A 20,489-nucleotide genomic window follows, 5' to 3' on the forward strand; every position below is an offset into this window, starting at 1 on the left:
TAATTGCATACAGGCATTATACCATTATCTGCACAACTTTAAAAGGGGCGAACTGATTTCACGCTTGCATTCACACTTGCAGCTTTACACTTGCAGTCGCTACGATGTCTGCACCTGTTCCCGCCACATTTTCAAGAAGAACATCTCCGATTTCTACCGGTGCATCTGCATGCACATCCTTTAACTGCCGAATACAGTCCATGATCTTCTCTTTTGGGATTTCTTTCTTTGTTTTTACCGAAACACGAGGCTGCGTTCCCCCGGTCACAGGCACCGTCGTCGTTACGATCCGAACCGGATGCAAAATCTCTGCTTCGGCATATTTTGCCCCTCTCGGACAATGATTGCCGGAAACACTGACCACGGTTTTATTTTCTGTCACTGCTGTGATCTGACATCCCAGAGGGCAGCAGATGCATGTCAACTCTCTCTCTTTCATATCACAATTCCTCCATCTGCAGTCTGATTTCCTTTATTTCCGCCACTTTTTCAAACACATTCTCCGGGATCAGGATTTGTTCCATCTCTCCCGGCGCTGCTGATTTTTTCTTTTTCTCCAACGCCAGCTCTCCATTGAGATATACCTGCACTTTACACGCCCCGAAGACTTTGTTCACCCGAAATCGGATATTCAATCCTTTCTCCTGTTTTCTGTGAATCTGGGACGGTACTGTGTAGCGCACGCCTCCCTCTGACTGAATCCGGACGAACGTTTCTGTGACAGAATGTTCTGTCTTTTGAACTGCTCTCTGCGCATACTCTGCAGCTGCCTTTCCTGCCCGCGTGGCTTCCTCTGACACAAAATCCACCAGATCATGTACATGCAGCACATTGCCACAGGCAAAAATCCCCTCCACATCTGTTTCCAGATTTTCATCCACCAACGGACCGTTTGTCACAGGATTCAAACTGACCTGCGCCTGTCTGGAAAGCTCATTTTCCGGCAGCAGCCCCACGGATAACAGCAAGGTATCACAGGCATAGAACTCTTCTGTTCCCGGAATCGGTCTTGCCTGTGCATCCACCTGTGCCAGTGTAACTCCCTCCACTCGTTTTTTCCCGTGTATTTTTACAACCGTATGGCTCAATTTCAGCGGGATTCCATAATCATCCAGACACTGCACGATATTTCGTTTCAAACCTCCCGAATATGGCATCAGTTCTGCAACGACATTGACGTGCGCACCTTCCAGCGTCATCCTCCGCGCCATGATCAGGCCGATATCACCGGAACCTAAGATCACCACTTCTCTTCCCGGCAGATATCCTTCCATATTGACCAGACGCTGTGCCGTTCCTGCTGTATAAATGCCTGCCGGACGATATCCCGGAATATTTAAGGCGCCTCTTGGACGTTCTCTGCATCCCATGGCAAGTACGATCGCATCTGCCTGTATCTGACAGATTCCCCTCTCGCTGCTCATCGTTGTCACAACCCGCTCTTTTGTGATATCCATAACCATGGTGTTTAATCGATATTCAATGTCAAGCGCTTCCACCTGTTCGATAAATCTCGCCGCATACTCCGGACCTGTCAGTTCTTCTTTGAATGTATGCAGCCCAAACCCATTATGGATACACTGATTCAAAATACCGCCAAGTCTCTCATCCCTCTCCAGGATCACAATCTTTTTGGCTCCCGCAGCTCTGGCTGCCACTGCCGCTGCCAGTCCTGCCGGTCCTCCGCCGATAATCACAATCTCATATCTTACCATCTTTATTCCTCCCCACGATCATCTCGGAACCTGCTCCGTTTTTCGTAATCTCTTCCTGTCTGATCTTCAATTCCCGTTCCAGAATCTCCATTCTCTTCGGTGTACAAAAGCCTGCCTGACACCTGCCCATTCCAGCTCTCGTTCTGCGCTTGATTCCATCCATAGTCGTTGCTCCCAGAGGTCTGTGAATGGAATCTAAAATTTCGCCCTCGGAAATCATCTCACAGCGGCAGACAATTCTTCCATAAGCCGGATTTTTTCTGATCAGCTCATTTCTCTCTTTTGCTGTCAATTCTGCCGGATTTAAAATTCCCTTCCTGGTTTTGCAAAATGCAGGGTTTTCTTTCAACTCCAACACATTTCTCACAATTTCTGCCGCCAGCCTTCCAATTGCAGGGGCACTGGTCAGTCCCGGTGACTCAATGCCAGCGCAATCGATAAATCCTGGTGCATCCTCAACTTCTTGGATCACAAATTCATGTCCATCCTCATGTGCCCGAAGTCCCGCAAATCCGGTAATCACCTGCCGGAATGGAATCTCCTTGACACTGTGCTGTGCTTTTTTGCAAATCTCTTCCATTCCCTGCATGGTTGTGTCTGTTCCTTCCTTTTGTTCCACATCCGTTGCGGTCGGTCCTATCAGAAGGTTTCCATGCACAGTCGGTGTGACAAGCACCCCTTTTCCATACTTTCCGGGCAAGGTGAACACCGTATGACTGACATGTGCTCCTGTGGTTTTATCCAACAGAAAATATTCCCCTTTTCGCGGCGTAATGTGGAGCTTCTTTTCACTGACCATATTGTGGAATTCATCTGCATATACCCCGGCTGCATTGACGACCACTTTTGTTTCGTACACTGTATCCTGTGTGCTGATCCGATATCCACCTTTCACGCTTCGCTCAATTGTTTTCACTTCCTGCTCCAGACAGAAGTCCACACCATTTTGCGCTGCATTCTCTGCCAGTGCGATATTTAAGCCGAACGGACAGACAATCCCGCCTGTCGGTGCATACAACGCCGCAACAGCCTCGTCAGCAATATTGGGTTCCATCGCTTTCAATGCAGCTCTGTCAAGAATCTGCAGCTCCTCCACTCCGTTTCGCCTGCCTCTCTCCAATAATTCATATAACCTTTCCACTTCTTTTTCGTTCGTACAAACCACAAGAGAACCATTCTTCTGATATGGAAAGTCCAGCTCTTTTGAAAGTTTTTCCATCATTTTACTGCCTTCTACATTTAATTTTGCCATCAAACTGCCTTCTTTTGCATCAAATCCTGCATGAACAATCCCACTGTTTGCCTTGGATGTCCCACAACAGACGTCTGCCTCTTTGTCCAGTACACAAAATTTTCCCTGATAACGGGACAACTCTCTTGCAATAGCCGCTCCGCTTACTCCTGCTCCGATTATGATCACATCATACATTTGACTACCTCCCATACAACACAAAAGAGCCTGACAAACAACACATCCTTCGATGCGTTATCCGCCAGACTCTCTTCTCTTTGGCTTTTCTATTCTGTTATAATTACTATATACCTTTTCTTCTGGTATTGGCAAGTGCTTTATTCAGTTTCTTTAAAAATCAGATACATTTGGTATCCATTTCTTTCTAATCGAATACTTTTTCCTAATTTTACCATCTTGCCACTTATACACTCCATGCAACACTTTTCTTTTAATTCTTCAGGAAGTACATATTCCTGTGTTTTTCCTTCTTTTTGCATAAATACATAAAGTGTTTCTTTGGCTCCCTCTTTTTTCAATGCCAAACTATTTTCCGAATTAATCCACTGTAGTTCTGTTGAACAAAAACTATCGTATTTCTTTCTTAGTTCAATCATCCTACTTATAAATTCAAATAATTCCCGGTTCTGCTTCTCTTTTTCCCATATCATGCACTGACGATTACTGTGCTCTCCACCTCCCATACCTATTTCTCCGCCGTAGTAAACACACGGAGTTCCCGGAAAAATAAACATGAATAAATATGCTAATTTTACCAGTGAAACGTCTTGTCCTGCTCTGTTCAAAATTCTCTCTGTATCATGGCTTTCCAACAAATTAAATAAATTTGCTGTTACATTCTTAGGGTAAGACGTCAAAAGCCTTCCAATAGCATAACGGAACTGTTCCTCAGAATATATCCTCTCTCCCTCCTTTTCTTTTCTGAAATACTTCCATATAGGCATTGCAAATTCATAATTCATTACTGCATCAAATTGATCCCCCATAAGCCATGGCAACGAATTATCCCAATTTTCGCCCAAAATATACAATTCAGGATTTCTATCTTTGACTCTTTTTCGAAATTCTCGCCAAAAATCATGTGGAACTTCATTTGAGACATCCAAACGCCATCCATCAATATGATATTTTTCTGTCCAGAAACACGCCGCCTCTAGCAAATACTCTCTAACTTCCGGATTACCTGTATTCCACTTTGGCATTGTCGGTGTATATGCAAATGTTCTGTAATTCAGTTCTTCTCTTGGTATCTCCTGTGGAACTCCATCGAGTACCTGACCATCAAAAATCGGCTTATCTGCATCCAAAATATAAAAATAATCATAATACTTTGATTCTTTTCCATGCATCAACACATCTTGCCAAAATGGATGCTGATATCCACAGTGATTAAACACCGCATCCAACATAATCCTTATTCCCCTCTGATGTGCTTCCTTTACCAACTTCTCAAATATTTCATTTGTTCCAAACTCTGGATCAATTATAAAATAGTCAATCGTATCATATTTATGTGAACTTGTAGCTTTAAAAATAGGTGTTAAATAAATCCCTGTAAACCCTGCCTTTTGGATATAGTCCAACTTTTCGATAATTCCTTCCAGATTTCCCCCAAATTTTTTCAATGCGCCATCCATTTCTTCGCTTCCCCATGGAAGCACATTCCTTCCATCTCCTGGTGTTCCATTACAAAATCTTTCTGGGAAAATCTGATACCATACTGTATGAGCTACCCAATGCGGTGCTTTATACAGATCTTCTTTACAAATATATGGATAATTGAAATAATTAAATAAGTTATATAGTTCCGATTCATCTTCTTTATAAGGAATTCTGTCATGGCATCCCATAATATATTTTTCTTTTTCTGTTTCAATCACAAAACAGTATTTACACCGCTTTGTATCCAGATTTCCTGCTTCTGCAAACCAGCAGTCATACATTTCCGTCATTTGCTCTTTTCTCATCTCCAAGCGAATAATGGATTCTTTATCTAAATCATACATCATAGAACCGTCATTACGAGGAACCCAATTAAATGGATCCAGGGCCAACAATTCTACTTTTCTAACCGCTCCACGTTCGGTTTTTAATCGAATATGTAATGTATTTTCATTATATGCATAGGCATATTCACTCTTTGCCTGATGCAAAACTGTTGTAAAATTCATGATTTCTCCTTCTATTCACTCGCTACTAACGCTTCAAAATCATCCTGTGCCTTTTTTGCACCTTCTTCTGGTGTTATTTTTCCGTCAAATACAGCACTTAATACACTCTGCATAGTGGTCCAATAATAAGAAATTCTTTTTACTTGCGGCATTGGAACAGCGTCGTCAAATGCTTCCGTATATACTTTTAAAGCATCATCATCCTTCAATCCATTGATATTTTCAATATTTTTTCTTGCTGTCACATTGTAAGCTTTCTCGTAAAGAATTTCTGCACCTTCCTCTGATACCAGATATTCTGCAAAAAGCTGTGCAGCATTCGGATATTCAGAATAAGAAGAAACATATGCATTCTGAACACCGGCCATTGTTTTCATCTGTTTTCCGTCCATAGTCGGCAAAGTCGAAACACCAAAATTTGTGTTCTGCTCTTTTAATGTTTTAATCAACCATGAACCAATAAAGTAATATGCCGTTTTTCCATCTATAAAGTTCTGTTCCAGTTGCGTAATTGTTTCAATTTTTAAATCATCTGCTTTCACCGGAATTAATTCATTTAAATTGCGCACTCGCTCCAATGCTTTCAGAAATTCCGGAGTTTTAAATCCAGGATCATCGTTATTTTTTCCATCCTCACCAAAAGGCTTAAATCCATCTACACTTAAAAATGGAAACATATTGTACGCTTCTGTCACTACCGAAAGATACCAAAACTTATTTTCTGCTGGATTATTAAATAACTTTGCTTCCTCAATAATCTGCTCCATAGTCTCTGCCGGCTCTCCCTGTACAAGGTCTTTGTTGTACAACATTGCATAACATTCTATCGTCACTGGAACTCCATATAAATCCCCATCTGTTTCTACGGTTTCCACTGCAATTTCATTGACATCATCCCTGACAGATTCTTCTATTTGATCATTTAACTTCAGAAGGAGTCCTGCATCTTTTGCCGTCAGATATGCATCATGAGATGCCATAAACACATCTGCTCCATTTCCGCTTGGTCCATCCAGTGTCATCTTGTTTACAATGTCCATTCCAGCTTCTTCTACCTCCACTGGAACACCATATTCCTCTTCAAATGCTTTTGCAACCGATTCTCCGTATTCCAGCTTTCCTCCGCCTACCCGAAATTTCAACTGTGCACCTTCTTCTGCAATTAATTCATCTGTACTTTCTGTTGTACTCTCTTCCAGAGGAATCTCTTTCTTTCCACATCCTCCAAGAATACTAAGTGTCAGTACACCTACTAAAACTAATGAAATAATCCTTTTTTTCATACTTTTTCTCCTCCTTTTGCTCGTTAGCCTTTATCTGCACCAGAAGCAACGCCCTGGACTAGATACTTTTGAAACAATATAAATACAATTGTAATTGGAACAGCAACCAGAACAGCTCCTGCTGCAAAAACAGTAAAATTTGTCGTATCTGTTCCATTGATCAGTTCAAATAACCCAACAGCCAATGTTTTGCTATCATTTCCAGATAAAAGAATGTTGGGCAAAATATAATCCATCCACGGCATCATGAATTGTGATACCGCACAGTATGTGATGATAGGTTTTGACATAGGCAATACAATTTTTCCAAATGTCTGAATTTTTGTACATCCATCAATATACGCTGCCTCATCAACCGCTATCGGCAATCCATCCAGATATCCTTTCACAAGCCATGTATTATATGGGATTGCTCCTATTGAATACACGATAACCATCGAAATGGGCTTGCCTACTAATCCCAATGCCAAAAACAGCGTATAGATTGCTGTCATAGACAAAAATGTAGGAAACATCGATAGAATCATCACTGTCAAGAGCCCTGTTTTCCTTCCTTTAAACTGAAACCGTGACATCACCCAGGATGTAAGCATGATCAATATAACAGAACAGCATGTACTGACTACCGCAATTTCCAATGTATTAACAAACCATGTTCCATAGTTTGTTTCTGAAAATAATCGCTGAAAATTATTTAGTGTCAAATGAGACAATGAGAGATTTCCTAATGCATTCCCTGACTGAAAAGCAGAAAGAATAATCCATACTACCGGAACCAATACTACAATAGACATAAACATCAATTCTCCATTCACTAAAATAGCAATGATCTTTTTCTTCATTTCTTTTCTCCTACAACTCTTTAAATGATGTGGTTCTTCTGAAGTTCCATAAAGATACCACTCCTACAAATATAAAAAGCAATACACTCATGACAGCTGCAATATCATACATTTGTTGATTTAGTGTCAATTTATAAATCCAAGAAATTAAAATATCTGTATCACCTGCAAACTGCATCTCTGTATTAATTGGTCCTCCTTGTGTCAGGAAATATATGAGCCCAAATCCATTAAAGTTTGCTGCCATGCTCATAACTAAATTGGGCATTGTAGCTTTAAATACAAGCGGAAGCGTAATTTTCCCAAATTGTTGTATGCTACTAGCCCCATCAATTGCTGCCGCTTCATAAAGACTATGATCTAAATTGGAAAGCACTCCCATCATCATAAGCATAAACATCGGAAATCCCAACCAAAAACTAACACAAATAACTACAATCTTAGCTGATATCGGATCCGAAATAAATCCTATATTTTCTGAAATAAGTCCTAAACGTAACAACAATTGATTCACCGGACTGAACTGACCATTCAAAAGGTTTCTAAATACGAGTAAACTTACCATTTGAGGAATCGCCCACGGAAGAATTAAAATTGACTGAAATACCTTTTTTAATTTTACCGATTTATGGTTCAATATCAGTGCCTGAATCAATCCAAAAAAATAAGGTAACAATGTAGAACACAATGTCCAAATTATCGTCCATCCCAACACCTTAAAAAATGTCTCAGACCAGATTGAAACAGTAAATAATTTTTTAAAATTTTCAAACCCCACCCAGTCTAATAATTGTCCAGGTGGAAGATGATTCCTGTTGTAATTCAAAAATGCTGTCAAAAAAGTAAAAACAATTGGCATTAAGACAACAAAAATAAAAACAATACCTATAGGAATTAAGATAAAATAAGGTAAATTCTTTGAAAAACTTTTTTGCCAAGATACTTTGCTTTCTATTTTTTTGTTTCCTGCCTGTATATCGTAAATATTCCATACATATGTTGCAAAAGCAATTCCCAATATAAGTATTGCAATAACCCCATTAATCAGAAGCATTGTCGAGTGATCTCCATATCTTCCACCTGCTTTTTCACCTAATGTGATCATGCCCCATATTCCTTTTGTAAAAAATCCACCATGAAGCCGTAAAGAAAATTCTGGTATTCTTCCCTGAAAATATTCTATCCAGTACCCACTCAACAGTTCAATCAGCATAATCAGAAATTGAGGCAAAAATAATACGCCTCCTTTAATACGCTGTCTATAGACAAAAAATTGTCCGCTTCCGCAACAAACAATGGATAACAACAGGGCATTTTTCTTTCTCTTCATCTCTCTTTTTTCCATCCTCGTTTTCCTCTCATGTGGTTTTTTATCAGCAATCACTTATGCGTTTAACTAACTGTAGTATACACTTATTTTTGTAACACTTCAATCTTTTTCACATTTTTCAGCATTGTATATAATTGTTATTTATGCATTTTTACTTATGTTAACTTAACATTTTTTTATTAAGTGCGTTGAACAAACTATAAGACCGTATTTTTCTGCATTTTTAAATTCTATTAAGTACTTAATAAAATTGTACAAAAAAAGAAAAGAAACCATGATTTTAGTCACTTCTCACAATTCCTTTTCCTTCACTCTGTTTTCATTTCACTAATTGATCTTTATATAATTAGTACCACTTGGCATATCTAATCTACTGTTATTTCCGTCTATACATAATAATTTCTGCATCACTTCTACTGCTTTTCTTGCTTTTTCTTTATTACTTACAACTATGATCTTCGTGTCTGGAAGAAGCATAATATCTTTCTCTGAATGAACCACAACGCAAATATTCCTATTATCCACATAATTTTCTACCTGTACTCCCAGAATTTCTCCAATAATCAATCCTTTTTTTTGTTGATGTGACTGGAGAAATTCTGGAAGATTACTTCCACTTTTATTAACAAAAATATTTTCTTGTTTTACTCTTTTTCTGATATATTCTAATAGATAATCATTAAAGTAATCTTCCAATACAACATAAAATTCTTCTCCCAAAATTTCTTGTGCTTTATCCAAAAGTTCTTTTGAATCCACTAATACTTTGCAAAATAAAGGATCTGCTACATATCCGTCTATAAAAATAGCTGGAACAAAAAATTTATTAGCAATTTTTTTAAAAAGTGATTCTTCCAGATCAACAATAAAAACCGCGTCTAACGTTCTTCTAATCCCAATAGATACGCCTTCTTCTATTTCTTCTGCTGAAATCAAAAACATATCATACCCCAGAGCATGCAAAATCACACGTATCTCATCTGCCAGATCATAATATTGGTATATCTTACTTTTTTTACTACGAGCCCTCTTATTAATAATCATCCCCACCAGATAGCTCTTTTTTTCTGACAATGCTTTTGCAGCCATATTCGGCACATAATTCAATTTATTTGCCGCCTCAAAAACTCTCAGTCGTGTCTCATGACTAATTCTTTCTGTATCAGAATAATTCAGTACATAAGAAACAGTGGCTGTCGACACTCCTGCCTCTTTAGCAACATCTTTCATCGTAATGCGCTTATCTTTCATTTCATTATTTCCTCTTCTTTTGCCCATCCATGTGCGTACTGCACAGCTTTTTTCCATCCTTTGAGCATTTTCTGCTGTTTTTCGATTTCAATGTCTGGCTGGAACACCCTGTCAATGTCCCAGTTCTGTTTTACATCTTCCTTATCCTTCCAGTATCCCACTGCCAGACCTGCCAGATAAGCAGCTCCCATGGCAGTCGTCTCCACACACTTCGGCCTGTGCACCGGCGCCCGGCTGATATCTGCCTGTGTCTGCATCAGGAAATTATTGGCACTTGCACCGCCATCCACTTTCAGCGCAGAAAGAGCGATTCCGGAATCTGCTCCCATTGCTTCCAGCACATCATTTACCTGATAAGCGAGTGATTCCAGTGTGGCGCGAATAATGTGATCTTTGTTCACGCCCCTGGTCAGTCCCACGATCGTTCCTCTGGCATACTGATCCCAATAAGGTGCTCCAAGCCCGGTAAATGCAGGAACCACATAGCAGCCATTGGTATCCTCCACTTTCTGTGCAAGATATTCTGTATCTGACGCTGAATCAATCAGACGCAGCTCATCCCGCAGCCACTGAATCGCAGCACCTGCCACAAACACGGAGCCTTCCAGTGCATAATTAACTTTTCCTTCCATCCCCCAGGCAATGGTAGTGACCAGACCATTCTCGGAAAAGACCGGTTTTTCGCCGGTGTTCATCAGCAGGAAACATCCGGTTCCGTACGTGTTCTTCGCCTCTCCCTCTTCGAAACAGGTCTGTCCAAACAGCGCTGCCTGCTGATCTCCTGCCGCTCCTGCAATTGGAATCCTTCCTCCGAAAAATCCGGGATCTGCTTCTCCGTAAACAGCACTGCTCGGCTTTGCCTGGGGCAGCATGCATTTTGGAATATCCAGCTCTTCCAAAATCTCATCATCCCACTCCAGCGTATTGATATTAAACAACATCGTCCGGGATGCATTGGAATAATCTGTGACATGCACCGCCCCCTTTGTCAGCTTCCAGATCAGCCAGGTCTCCACTGTACCAAACAGTAATTCTCCCCGTTTTGCCCGTTCTCTTGCACCTTCCACATGGTCTAAGATCCACTTCACTTTCGTTCCGGAAAAATAAGCGTCGATCACAAGCCCGGTCTTCTTCTGAAACATCTCTGTCAGCCCTTTATCTTTCAGGCTGTCACAGTACTCCGAAGTTCTTCTGCACTGCCAGACAATCGCATTATACACCGGTTTTCCTGTATTCTTGTCCCACACGATTGCTGTCTCTCTCTGGTTCGTAATTCCGATCGCCGCAATATCTGCTGCCGATGCATTGATCTGATTCATTGCCTGTCTCGCTACAGAAAGCTGTGTAGACCAGATTTCCCTCGGATCATGCTCCACCCAGCCCGGTTTTGGAAAATACTGCGTAAACTCTTTCTGTGCCATACTGCAGATTTCCCCTTTTTCATTGAACAAAATGCACCGGTTGCTGGTTGTTCCCGCATCCAGTGCCATTACATATTTTGCCATTTTTATGCCCTCCATTATAATTTCCAGACATCCTGATTGGTCGAAGAAACCGCGATCGCCCCTACTGACAGTGCTGCGATCACATCCTCTTTTTCTGTGATGAGCCCGCCGGCGATCATGGGAATCCTGCTCACTTTTGCGATTCTTCCAAGTACTTTTGGCATCACTCCCGGAAGCACCTCAATAAAATCCGGTCTCGATGTCCCACACTGCATTTCCAGATTTTCGATATTTTTGAGTGCCAGTGAATCAATCACAAAAAAGCGAAGTACCGCAAAAATCCCCAGTTCTTTTGCCCGCCGCACCAGTGCCGGTTTTGTCGTGATGATCCCGTCAGCTCTTGTCTGCCTGGCGATAAATTCCACGGATATCTCTTTTGCACTGAGTCCCGCGATCAGATCGATATGTACCATTGCCTTTTTTCCCGCAGCTTTGATTCTCTCCAGAATCTCCGGAATCGTACAGACATCTCCATAAAGCACAAAGATCACCTGAATTTCTTCCATCTCTACTGCCGCCTGTAATCCGGCATCACTTTTTACTGCGGCAATGACCGGATTTGCTTCTACTGCATCATAAAACTCCTGATTCATCGCTCACCTCTCCATGTCTTTCTTTTTTCTTATTTTAACACTCTGGCTGTAGGAAAGCAACAGAATGTCTATTTTTCATCCACTCATATCCTGTGTTAACTTTTACAAGAAAAGCCTGGAAATCATTTACACATTTTGTTGCTGATTCCTGTAGTATATCTTATAATTATTTTAGTAAGTTTTCTATACAAGAATACACGCAATACTTTTAGTAGATAGGGAATACCATGAAAAAATTGTTACCATTATTACTTTTCATTTTTTTATTAATCATAACAGGGGCTTCGCTACTGAGTAAAGAAAATAGCGGAACATCAAAGAAAAATAGAGTTTTCTTATTTTAATAGTACCCCAACTGATCAGTCGACTTTAGAAGTATATTTAATTGACAAACTGGAAAAATAAATTATATACCGTTTTGCAATTATAGGTTACAGAATTTTTATTACTCTGTAAACAAATCTCTATCAATAAGATAAAAAATGCTGCTCCCTTTCTGTTCAAGGGATACAGCATTTTTTCTTTTTCTGTGATCTTTTATGAATTTTTATGCTTCACTTTTCTTTTCTGCAGATTCCACAACCGGCGCATACACATAATTCTTTTTGAATCTGCGCTTTCTTGTGATCCACATCACCAGGGAAAGTACAAACAATGCTCCAAATACGATCAGCAGTGTCCTTACAACATCTACCACTAAAAGGCCGGTATCTTTGATCTCTGTATCTTTTCCGATACCGTTCATTCCGCTGGAATTTGCAATTGCATACAGGTTTCTGTGACATGCCTCTCTCATTGCGTTGACAATGACTGCATCATTTTTATAGTCTGGGAGCTGCTTTGTAACATATGGAAGCATCGCGTCAAATGTAGATACACCTGCTAATACTCCATCCACACCATTTACATACGTTGTAAGTACGTTATCTGTAATGATCAGTCCGTCACATCCCCATTCTTCTCTGAGAATTCCTGTTACAAGCGGCTTGCTTCCACCTGACCAGGTACATCCCCAGCGTGTGTAGGCAATCATGACACCGTTCGCATTTCCTTTTTCCACAGGAGCCTGGAATGCCTTAAGATAAATTTCTCTGGCTGCCTGCTCATTCACCCAGACTCCAAGACCGATTCGATCCTGCTCACTGTCATTGAGTGCAAAGTGTTTCATAACAACACCAACACCTTTTTCTTCGATTGCTGCCACTTCATATGCTGACATTTCTCCAGAAAGGAATCCGTCTTCACTGTAATACTCAAAGTTACGTCCACCATAAGGTGTCCTGTGAATATTATTTCCCGGTCCGTAAAGGATTGAAACGCCTGCTTTCAGACAGTTGTTTCCAATTACCTTTCCAATTTCTGTCATCAGATCGCGGTTGAATGTTGCTGCCATTACGTCCTCCGATGTAAATGCAGTTGCATCCATCTCTGTCTTATCCGATGCGATCAGAGAAGCTGTCAGACCCTGCGGACCATTCTCATCTCTTGTTCCCGGTGCCTGTACAGATTCCAAAGGCATTGTCCAGTGGAAGGAATCTCCGATCAGAGAAACCATATCTTTAAAGCTCAGCTGATCTAACAGCTCGTCCCATGCTTCATCGTCATAGGAAAGCCCGATCATATCAACCAGTTTTTTGCCGTTTTTCGCTTTCATTGTCGGCATCTTTGCTTCTTCATAATCATCTGGATCATACTGTACATCCTGCAGATCTTCGATCATCTGCTCTGTCAGCTTCATTTTCAGGATGGACTGCGGAAGTGTTCCTTCCCAGTCATTTCTGGATACATATGTAATCTCATCTTCTGTTCCTCCATACAGATTGATATCTGCATCAGAAAGCTGATTTTTGATTTCTGTTCCGTTTGCGGAAACTGCATATGTTGTGCTGTCAAATTTCGGATTGTTGTATTTGTATGTCAGACTGGAATTTCCGTCTGTATCCATACGTCCGTCTGTGTTGTCTACTGTGTATCCCTTTGCTGCAAGAATATTGTTCACTGCATTATGGGCATCTGTTGCAACTGTCAGATAATAGTCCCCTTCATCCAGAATATAAGTTCCTGCTCCATATGTATCATAAGAAGCCAGTTCTCTTCTATCTACTGTCATATTCAGCGTCTCAGATGCTCCCGGTGCAAGGATTTCTGTTTTTCCAAATCCACACAATGCAACGGAAGATTTTTCTACACCATTCTCAATGTCATATGCTGTATATGGAGACTGGAAGTAAACCTGAACAGTTTCTTTTCCAGAATACTCTTTTCCTGTATTTGTTACTTTTACAGAGACTTCAAATACATCTTTTTCTTTGTTGTAAGAAACTTTCAAATCACTGTATTTAAAATCGGTATAACTCATACCATATCCGAATGGATATGCCACGTCATCATGATATTCGTACGCTCCTGAGTTTCCAGACTGCATCACATAATCTTCATAACGTGTCTCATAATATTTGTATCCTACGTAAATACCTTCCTGATAGATCATGTATGTTTTTGCATGTTCCGGAATGATTCCTTCTTCATATCCTTCATACACTGTCGGCACAAAGTTCATCATTGCCGGTGCAGAGAAGTTGTCATACAGATAGGTATCCACCAGGCTTCCTGAAGGTGTCACATTTCCTGCAAGAATCTCTGCCACTGCATTGATTCCTGAAATTCCAACATCCCCGATCCACATACATGCATCCACGTCATATTCATTATTTTTCAGAAAATCTACCTGAAGTGTATTTGCCGAGTTGATCAGAACAACAATCTTCTTCACTTGACCGGCTTTTTTCATTTCTGCAACGTTCTGAAGCATTTCTTTTTCATTGTCATCAAGTGCCAGATAATTTGTCTCTTTGAAATCCAGATCTGCACCCTCTCCACCAATACGGGACAATACCACAATTGCTGCATCTCCATAGGATGCGACAGAATCTTTTACATCATCTGTATACACATTCCACGGAACCTCTGTTGTCTTTTCCCCTTCTTCTGCAACCATACCTGCAGTTTTTCTGGCGTACTTGCTTCCTTCTCCTTTACTATAGAAGTTCCAGAGTTTTTTATTGACCTCAAATCCACTTTTTTCAAGTGCTGTCTTCAATGTATCTGCCGAAGATGCATCGATATTACCGGAACCGGTACCTCCGTAAACCAGGTTTACAGAAGAGTTTGAAAAGCAGCTTACCTTCGCGCCTTTCTCCAGCGGAAGTGCGTTATTTTCATTCATCAGAAGTGCTGCACCCTCTTCTTCTACTGTTTCACAGAGCTCCAGACCATACTGATTCATTTCTTCTGTTGTTTCAAAATCAGATTCATAGTATACTGCATTTTTATCTTCATTCTTCAACTTCCAGAATGAACCGCCGACAAACGCTGCAACTGTATTGTCAAACATCGACAAAAATACTAATATCGGAATCAGTACAATGGAAATGATCCCGCTAAAAAACGTCAGCCCCTTCCACGGACGTGTTGCTTTTCTGCGCGCCTTGCGATAGGCTTTCTTTCGCACTTTTTTCTCTTGTTTTGTTTCATTCATTACTCAATTCCTCCCAATTGCACTCTTAGCTTAAAACATAAGAGCATTCTTTTCGCATTGATACTATCTTAACAATTCCACAATTTTTACTCAACCGCTTTTGACTAAGTGGTATTTTTGCACGCATAAGTGCAAAAAAGTTCCAATGTCCGAAATGCATTGGAACTTTTTGATACTATTCTTTTATCGGAAATAAAATTTTAAGGCAAAAACATCCATCCTTGATCTTTACCTGAAATACCCCATTGTACTTTTTCACACTGTTCTTAATACTGCGCAGTCCATATCCGTGATAAGCCTTGTCATGTTTTGTTGTTACCGGAAGATTGTCCTCAAATTCCAGCTCTTCCTCTACCGGATTCATGATCTGGACGATCAGAAACTGATGTTGTCTGTGGATCAGTACATCGATTTGACGTTTTTCCTGTTTTTGTAAATTTTTCACACACTCAATGGCATTATCCATTGCATTTCCAAAGATCGTATACAGATCGATAGGATGCAAAAACTCCAGACCTTTTCCATCTGCCACGCAGGAAACCACAATATTATTCTCCTTGCATGCAAGGCTCTTCTCTGTCAGGATCGTATCCAACACATCATTTCCCGTCTTTACCATTGCTTCATAAATCTGAATGGAATCCTGAATCTCTTCGATGTATTTTTCCCGTTCTTCCTTGGTGCACATGTCCCGCAATGCTGCAATCTGGTGTTTCAGATCATGGCACTTTCGATTGATGATATCAATATTCTCTTTCGCGATCCGATAGTGCTCTTTTTGCTGTCTCCAGAGAAGATCCGAAACCAGCCGCTCCTGACGCATGGCACTCTTTTTAAATAACTCATTCTGCAGATACAATACAACCACACACAATATCTGCATCTGCAAAATACTGAACCAGTTTCCTCCCTGCAGTCCTCCGCTTCGGTTGTTCACACACTGTTTTACAAACCACAAAAACAGGTATCCCTGCATAGCCAGCAAAACCAGCGCTGAGGTCAGCTGTCTCGGCCCAATCATAAACCGCTTATTTTCCGGAATCCAGATTGCCACTGTGTAACGGCAGACAATCACCCCGGCTGTTCCTACCAGCAGCAAAACAATCGGAAATACTTCTGCCGGGATCTCCCAGCGTTTTCGCAGTAGCCAGCAGAATACCATACTGAGTTCATAAGCAAGACACCAGGTACAGGATGCCCATACTGCATAATAAGATGCGACCGCCATCGTCATTTTTACATTCACCCACAGTGACAGCAGCATCATCACATATCCCAGTGCCATCCACATCATCGCTCCAAACCAGTTTTCCACCTGAAACAATAAAAACATCCCTGCCTGTGCCAGAAAAATTGCTGCCGCTGTCACTACAATAGAATATCGAAAATGCTTTCTTTTTGAAAAACCTACTGCATAAATAATACCAAATCCAAGATAGATCAATGTCGCCAGTATATTCACAATCCAACTCATCGTTAATTTCCTTCTCCTACGTAGTCCATCAGTGCATTCAGGAAGGTATTCTTTTTACGCTGACTGATCTCCAGCTCTTTTCCTGCTACAATCACCGTACTGTCCCTGACCTCTGTCACATATTTCAAATTTACGATATACCAGTGGTTACACTTTACAAAGTGATAGGGGGAAAGCATATCCAACGCATTCTTTATCGTCCCACGTACCACATATTCGCCTTCACTCGTGTGATAATACAACATTCTGTTCTGTATTTCCACATAATAGATTTCCTCCACAGGAACCTTCTTGACCGAATCCTGCTGCTTTAAGAGAATCTCTTTTTCTATTTTCTGAATCCGCCCGATAGCTCTTGTAAGCTTCAATGAAAAGGTGTAGTAATTTACCGGCTTCATGACAAAATCTAAAGCTCCCACAGAATATCCGCGAATTGCATACTGGATCATATTCGTGATGAACATCAGTACAACGTCTTCATCTGCCTGACGGATTTTCTCCGCGGCTTCCATCCCATTCATCCCGGGCATCTCAATATCCAGAATCACAATATCATAAACGGGACTGTACCCCTCAATCAGCTCTTTCGCATCTGAAAAAGCAGTCAACTGAATATCCTCACCATTCTCTTTCTGATATTTTTGTATATATTTTTCAATTTTTGCTAAAAACGCTGCATCATCATCCGCAATTGCAATCCGAATCACTCTCTCACCTCCATTTTTTGTATTTCTTTTTGTTGTACTATAAAACCTGTCTCAAGATCCTTTCACCGATTCAAAAGCCGTTTTTTGATTGTCTCTCCGTTTTCCATCGAGATATATGGAATCTCCTGTTTCCGGTTTGCAGTCGATGCAAGCAGATGAACCTCTCCTTTTTGAAGCTTCACCACTCTGGCAAATATGTTTTGTGAAAATTCTACATATTGAATATCTTTGTAAGATATGTAACAAATTGCTCTTCCAAAATATCCATTTACAATCGCCATATGGCTTACCCCCACAGTGCTTCCCGCCGTCAGGAAATATGCAAGAACAAGCAATATCATCCATATGCTAAAAATAAGCACTCCCAAAATAATTTCCTTTTGGAACTCCGGAAAATAATAAACAGAAAGCAGTGCTCCTGCGACAAGAAACAATGCAAAAAGAACTGCCGGCCAAATCCAGGCAATCCATGTTGCTATTGGCTGCCGTACAGTCTGCATCTGTACTGCTTCATAAAATTCAGGAAGTAATAAGCGAATCCGCTCTTCCATTTGATTTCGTTTACAGTACGGAAGAAAAAAAGATTGGGTTTCCGCGGCATCATCCCCCATTCCGATATTGATGATCTCTGCTGTATATCTCCCGGTCAGTCTTGCAAAAAATGTTTGCTTTAACTTCAGTGCGCTGATTTTCTCTGCCGGAATTGTGTAATTTACTTTTTTCAAAATCCCATAACGAATGTATAATTTATTTTCATTCCGATCGATTTTAAAATCATAATACTGAATAAATCCTTTTACAATATTCCATATGGCAGAACTGAATATGGCGATCAGCATAAGAACGCTTAACAGCATTTTTACAATACTTTCTCCCACACTGACAGAATGTATCACTTGCAGAACCATCCCTGCCGCTCCGACAACGCATCCAATTACTACCAATACGGAAAGCAGATTGACAGAAAACAGCCCATGTGTAAAAATATCCCCCATATTCGTTTGAATCGCCCAGTGATCTTTGTCTTCTTTCGAATATTTCTCCTCAAAGCCTCCTTCCTGTCCCTGCATTAACTTCATCACATATAATCGAAACTGCTCAGCCTCCGCCTTTTTCAATATGATCTTTACATCTGTTTTATCTGATGTAGACATACTGTTCGTATCCAGCTTCACTTTACATGTTCCAAGAAGCATTTCCAACAAATTCTGCTCTGTATTTACATTCGAAATATTTTTGAGACCAATTGTATTTTTCTTTTTATTCCATGTATTACGCTCAATCACGATACTGTTGTCACAGATCGAAATGTAAGTCTTCGACCAGATGATCCACTGATATAAAAATATCAGCAGAAAAACCGCCAATATCACTCCGCCGCCAATATATACCGTGAGACTTAATTCTTCCGATGACCCCTTTTCAATATAATCAATTACATCGTCGATGTTCGTAAAAGACAACACAAAAAGAATTCCAAATGTTGCTCCCAACTGCTCCAGTATCACGGAAATGTGATTGCGAAATCTGATCTTATTCTCCATCTTCTTCCCTCTGTTCTTTCACAATCTCATTGATACGTTTCTGTAGATTTTCTGCAATTTTTTCCGCCTTTTCTTCCTCCAGAAAGCGAAGCGTTACATCTCCTCCTGCGGTAGTAACAGTCACTTTTGCCACATGAAAGATCTGATCAATCGGACCTTTTGATATCTCAAGCTTATGCAGACGTTCAATCGGCACAATATTTCTCTTCACAAAGAGATACCCTTCCCGTATATCAATACATTCCTCATTAATACTGTATCGATATCTGTTATAACGGAAATAAGGTTCTACCAGCATGGAGACTGCCGCATAAATCAGCAGAACAGCTGAAATCCATCTTCCAATTTCAATCTGTTTTGGAATCAGCCAGAAGATATTCACGATCCCGATTAAAACAATAAAGATCACATCGCCGATTATTTCCGCAGTATACATGCACCCCAATGCCCGTCTGGAAAGCTTTTCATATGCCATACATTTCTTCTCCCTTTTATTCCAATTCCTGTATCAATTCAGAAATCAACTTTTCGTCCTCTTCCAACTCTTCTGCAATTTCAGAAACCGACATTTTCTTTAGCAATTTCTTTTGAATCAGTTCCTTTAGAAGTTCCCGTCTGCCGGACAATTTTCCTCTCTCTTCTCCTTCCTTTATACCGGATAGTCTGCCTTCTTCCCATCCCTCTTCCCAGGATGCCTCCCGCTCCTGCCTCATATGCTTTTCTTCATCATATTCATAGATACTCACTTGCTTCGCCTCCGCTCGGTTTTGTGTCAAAAACTCTGCCAGAATATCTTCCTCAATACATTCGCGGATTGCCTGCTCCACAGCCTCACTGATGGGCATTGTACAGATCGAGCAATTCCTTCTTATCCTGATAGAGCATGGCAAAAATACGTGACTTGTACAGTCTGTTTGCCGGGAGTTCTGTGGTTTGCTTCATAAAGCTTCCTCCTTTAATTGAATCGTTACAGGAGGTTTTCAATCCGACATCTTTCTTCTAAAAACCTCTCTGCTGTTTTAAGTTGATATCAAAGCATAGAGATTTTCCGATATGACTTTAGAATAAAAGATGCGGAATGGTTCCGCTTAGAAAACCAGAAATAATGCTTTCCTGTATTGTAACACGATTGCACAGAAAGAGGAAGAAGAATTTTTTCTTTTTCAGTAAATATCCAATGTATTCATCTGAAATGCTATCTAACCGTATAATTCATGTTTCCAAAAAACGACGCCGGACTTTCCCCGGCGCCGTTTCTTTCAAACCATTGATTCAATTTTACTT

General features: G+C 40.5%; 16 protein-coding genes. All 16 read right to left on the reverse strand.

Annotation, left to right across the window (positions count from 1 at the left end):
• Nucleotides 1-70: 70 nt before the first annotated feature.
• The 16 genes from FXV78_RS00705 to FXV78_RS00780 all read right to left on the reverse strand — a co-directional run bounded on the left by FXV78_RS00705 (nt 71) and on the right by FXV78_RS00780 (nt 20,050).
• Nucleotides 71-439, reverse strand: coding sequence for a DUF1667 domain-containing protein (locus FXV78_RS00705; protein ID WP_004844419.1), 369 nt, complete (start codon nt 437-439; stop codon nt 71-73).
• 1 nt (nt 440) lies between these two features.
• On the reverse strand, nt 441-1,715 hold the full coding sequence (locus FXV78_RS00710; RefSeq protein ID WP_004844420.1) for an NAD(P)/FAD-dependent oxidoreductase: 1,275 nt from the start codon (nt 1,713-1,715) through the stop codon (nt 441-443).
• The gene (locus tag FXV78_RS00715) at nt 1,702-3,144 is read right to left on the reverse strand and encodes an NAD(P)/FAD-dependent oxidoreductase (RefSeq protein ID WP_039960075.1); all 1,443 of its coding nucleotides are present in this window, start codon (nt 3,142-3,144) and stop codon (nt 1,702-1,704) included. Before FXV78_RS00715 ends, FXV78_RS00710 begins: the two co-directional genes overlap by 14 nt.
• Before the next feature lie 140 nt (nt 3,145-3,284).
• Nucleotides 3,285-5,138, reverse strand: coding sequence for a glycoside hydrolase family 13 protein (locus FXV78_RS00720; protein ID WP_004844422.1), 1,854 nt, complete (start codon nt 5,136-5,138; stop codon nt 3,285-3,287).
• Between the two features lie 11 nt (nt 5,139-5,149).
• Nucleotides 5,150-6,421: a sugar ABC transporter substrate-binding protein gene (locus FXV78_RS00725; protein WP_004844423.1), complete on the reverse strand. Its 1,272-nt coding sequence runs from the start codon at nt 6,419-6,421 to the stop codon at nt 5,150-5,152.
• A gap of 23 nt (nt 6,422-6,444) precedes the next feature.
• Nucleotides 6,445-7,263: a sugar ABC transporter permease gene (locus FXV78_RS00730; protein WP_004844424.1), complete on the reverse strand. Its 819-nt coding sequence runs from the start codon at nt 7,261-7,263 to the stop codon at nt 6,445-6,447.
• A gap of 10 nt (nt 7,264-7,273) precedes the next feature.
• Nucleotides 7,274-8,608: a carbohydrate ABC transporter permease gene (locus FXV78_RS00735; RefSeq protein ID WP_233447391.1), complete on the reverse strand. Its 1,335-nt coding sequence runs from the start codon at nt 8,606-8,608 to the stop codon at nt 7,274-7,276.
• A 312-nt stretch (nt 8,609-8,920) separates the two neighbouring features.
• The gene (locus tag FXV78_RS00740; protein WP_009244530.1) at nt 8,921-9,844 is read right to left on the reverse strand and encodes a LacI family DNA-binding transcriptional regulator; all 924 of its coding nucleotides are present in this window, start codon (nt 9,842-9,844) and stop codon (nt 8,921-8,923) included.
• A complete protein-coding gene (gene glpK / locus FXV78_RS00745) occupies nt 9,841-11,349 on the reverse strand; it encodes a glycerol kinase GlpK (protein ID WP_039960076.1) in 1,509 nt (502 codons plus the stop codon). The genes FXV78_RS00740 and glpK overlap by 4 nt, the downstream gene beginning before the upstream one ends.
• A gap of 14 nt (nt 11,350-11,363) precedes the next feature.
• Nucleotides 11,364-11,942, reverse strand: a complete 579-nt coding sequence (locus FXV78_RS00750) for a glycerol-3-phosphate responsive antiterminator (RefSeq protein ID WP_004844429.1) — start codon at nt 11,940-11,942, stop codon at nt 11,364-11,366.
• Nucleotides 11,943-12,489: 547 nt separating this feature from the next.
• Entirely contained in the window at nt 12,490-15,480 is a 2,991-nt protein-coding gene (locus FXV78_RS00755) for a beta-glucosidase (RefSeq protein WP_004844431.1), read from the reverse strand.
• Between the two features lie 175 nt (nt 15,481-15,655).
• Entirely contained in the window at nt 15,656-16,954 is a 1,299-nt protein-coding gene (locus FXV78_RS00760) for an ATP-binding protein (RefSeq protein ID WP_004844432.1), read from the reverse strand.
• Nucleotides 16,955-16,956: 2 nt separating this feature from the next.
• Nucleotides 16,957-17,661, reverse strand: a complete 705-nt coding sequence (locus FXV78_RS00765) for a LytR/AlgR family response regulator transcription factor (RefSeq protein WP_004844433.1) — start codon at nt 17,659-17,661, stop codon at nt 16,957-16,959.
• A 62-nt stretch (nt 17,662-17,723) separates the two neighbouring features.
• A complete protein-coding gene (locus FXV78_RS00770) occupies nt 17,724-19,205 on the reverse strand; it encodes a PH domain-containing protein (protein WP_004844434.1) in 1,482 nt (493 codons plus the stop codon).
• The gene (locus tag FXV78_RS00775; protein ID WP_004844435.1) at nt 19,195-19,680 is read right to left on the reverse strand and encodes a PH domain-containing protein; all 486 of its coding nucleotides are present in this window, start codon (nt 19,678-19,680) and stop codon (nt 19,195-19,197) included. The genes FXV78_RS00770 and FXV78_RS00775 overlap by 11 nt, the downstream gene beginning before the upstream one ends.
• A gap of 16 nt (nt 19,681-19,696) precedes the next feature.
• Nucleotides 19,697-20,050 (reverse strand): hypothetical protein, encoded by a 354-nt coding sequence (locus FXV78_RS00780; RefSeq protein WP_004844436.1) that lies wholly within the window; start codon nt 20,048-20,050, stop codon nt 19,697-19,699.
• Nucleotides 20,051-20,489 lie beyond the last annotated feature (439 nt).

The organism is Mediterraneibacter gnavus ATCC 29149, assembly GCF_008121495.1.
Taxonomy (GTDB): domain Bacteria; phylum Bacillota; class Clostridia; order Lachnospirales; family Lachnospiraceae; genus Mediterraneibacter; species Mediterraneibacter gnavus.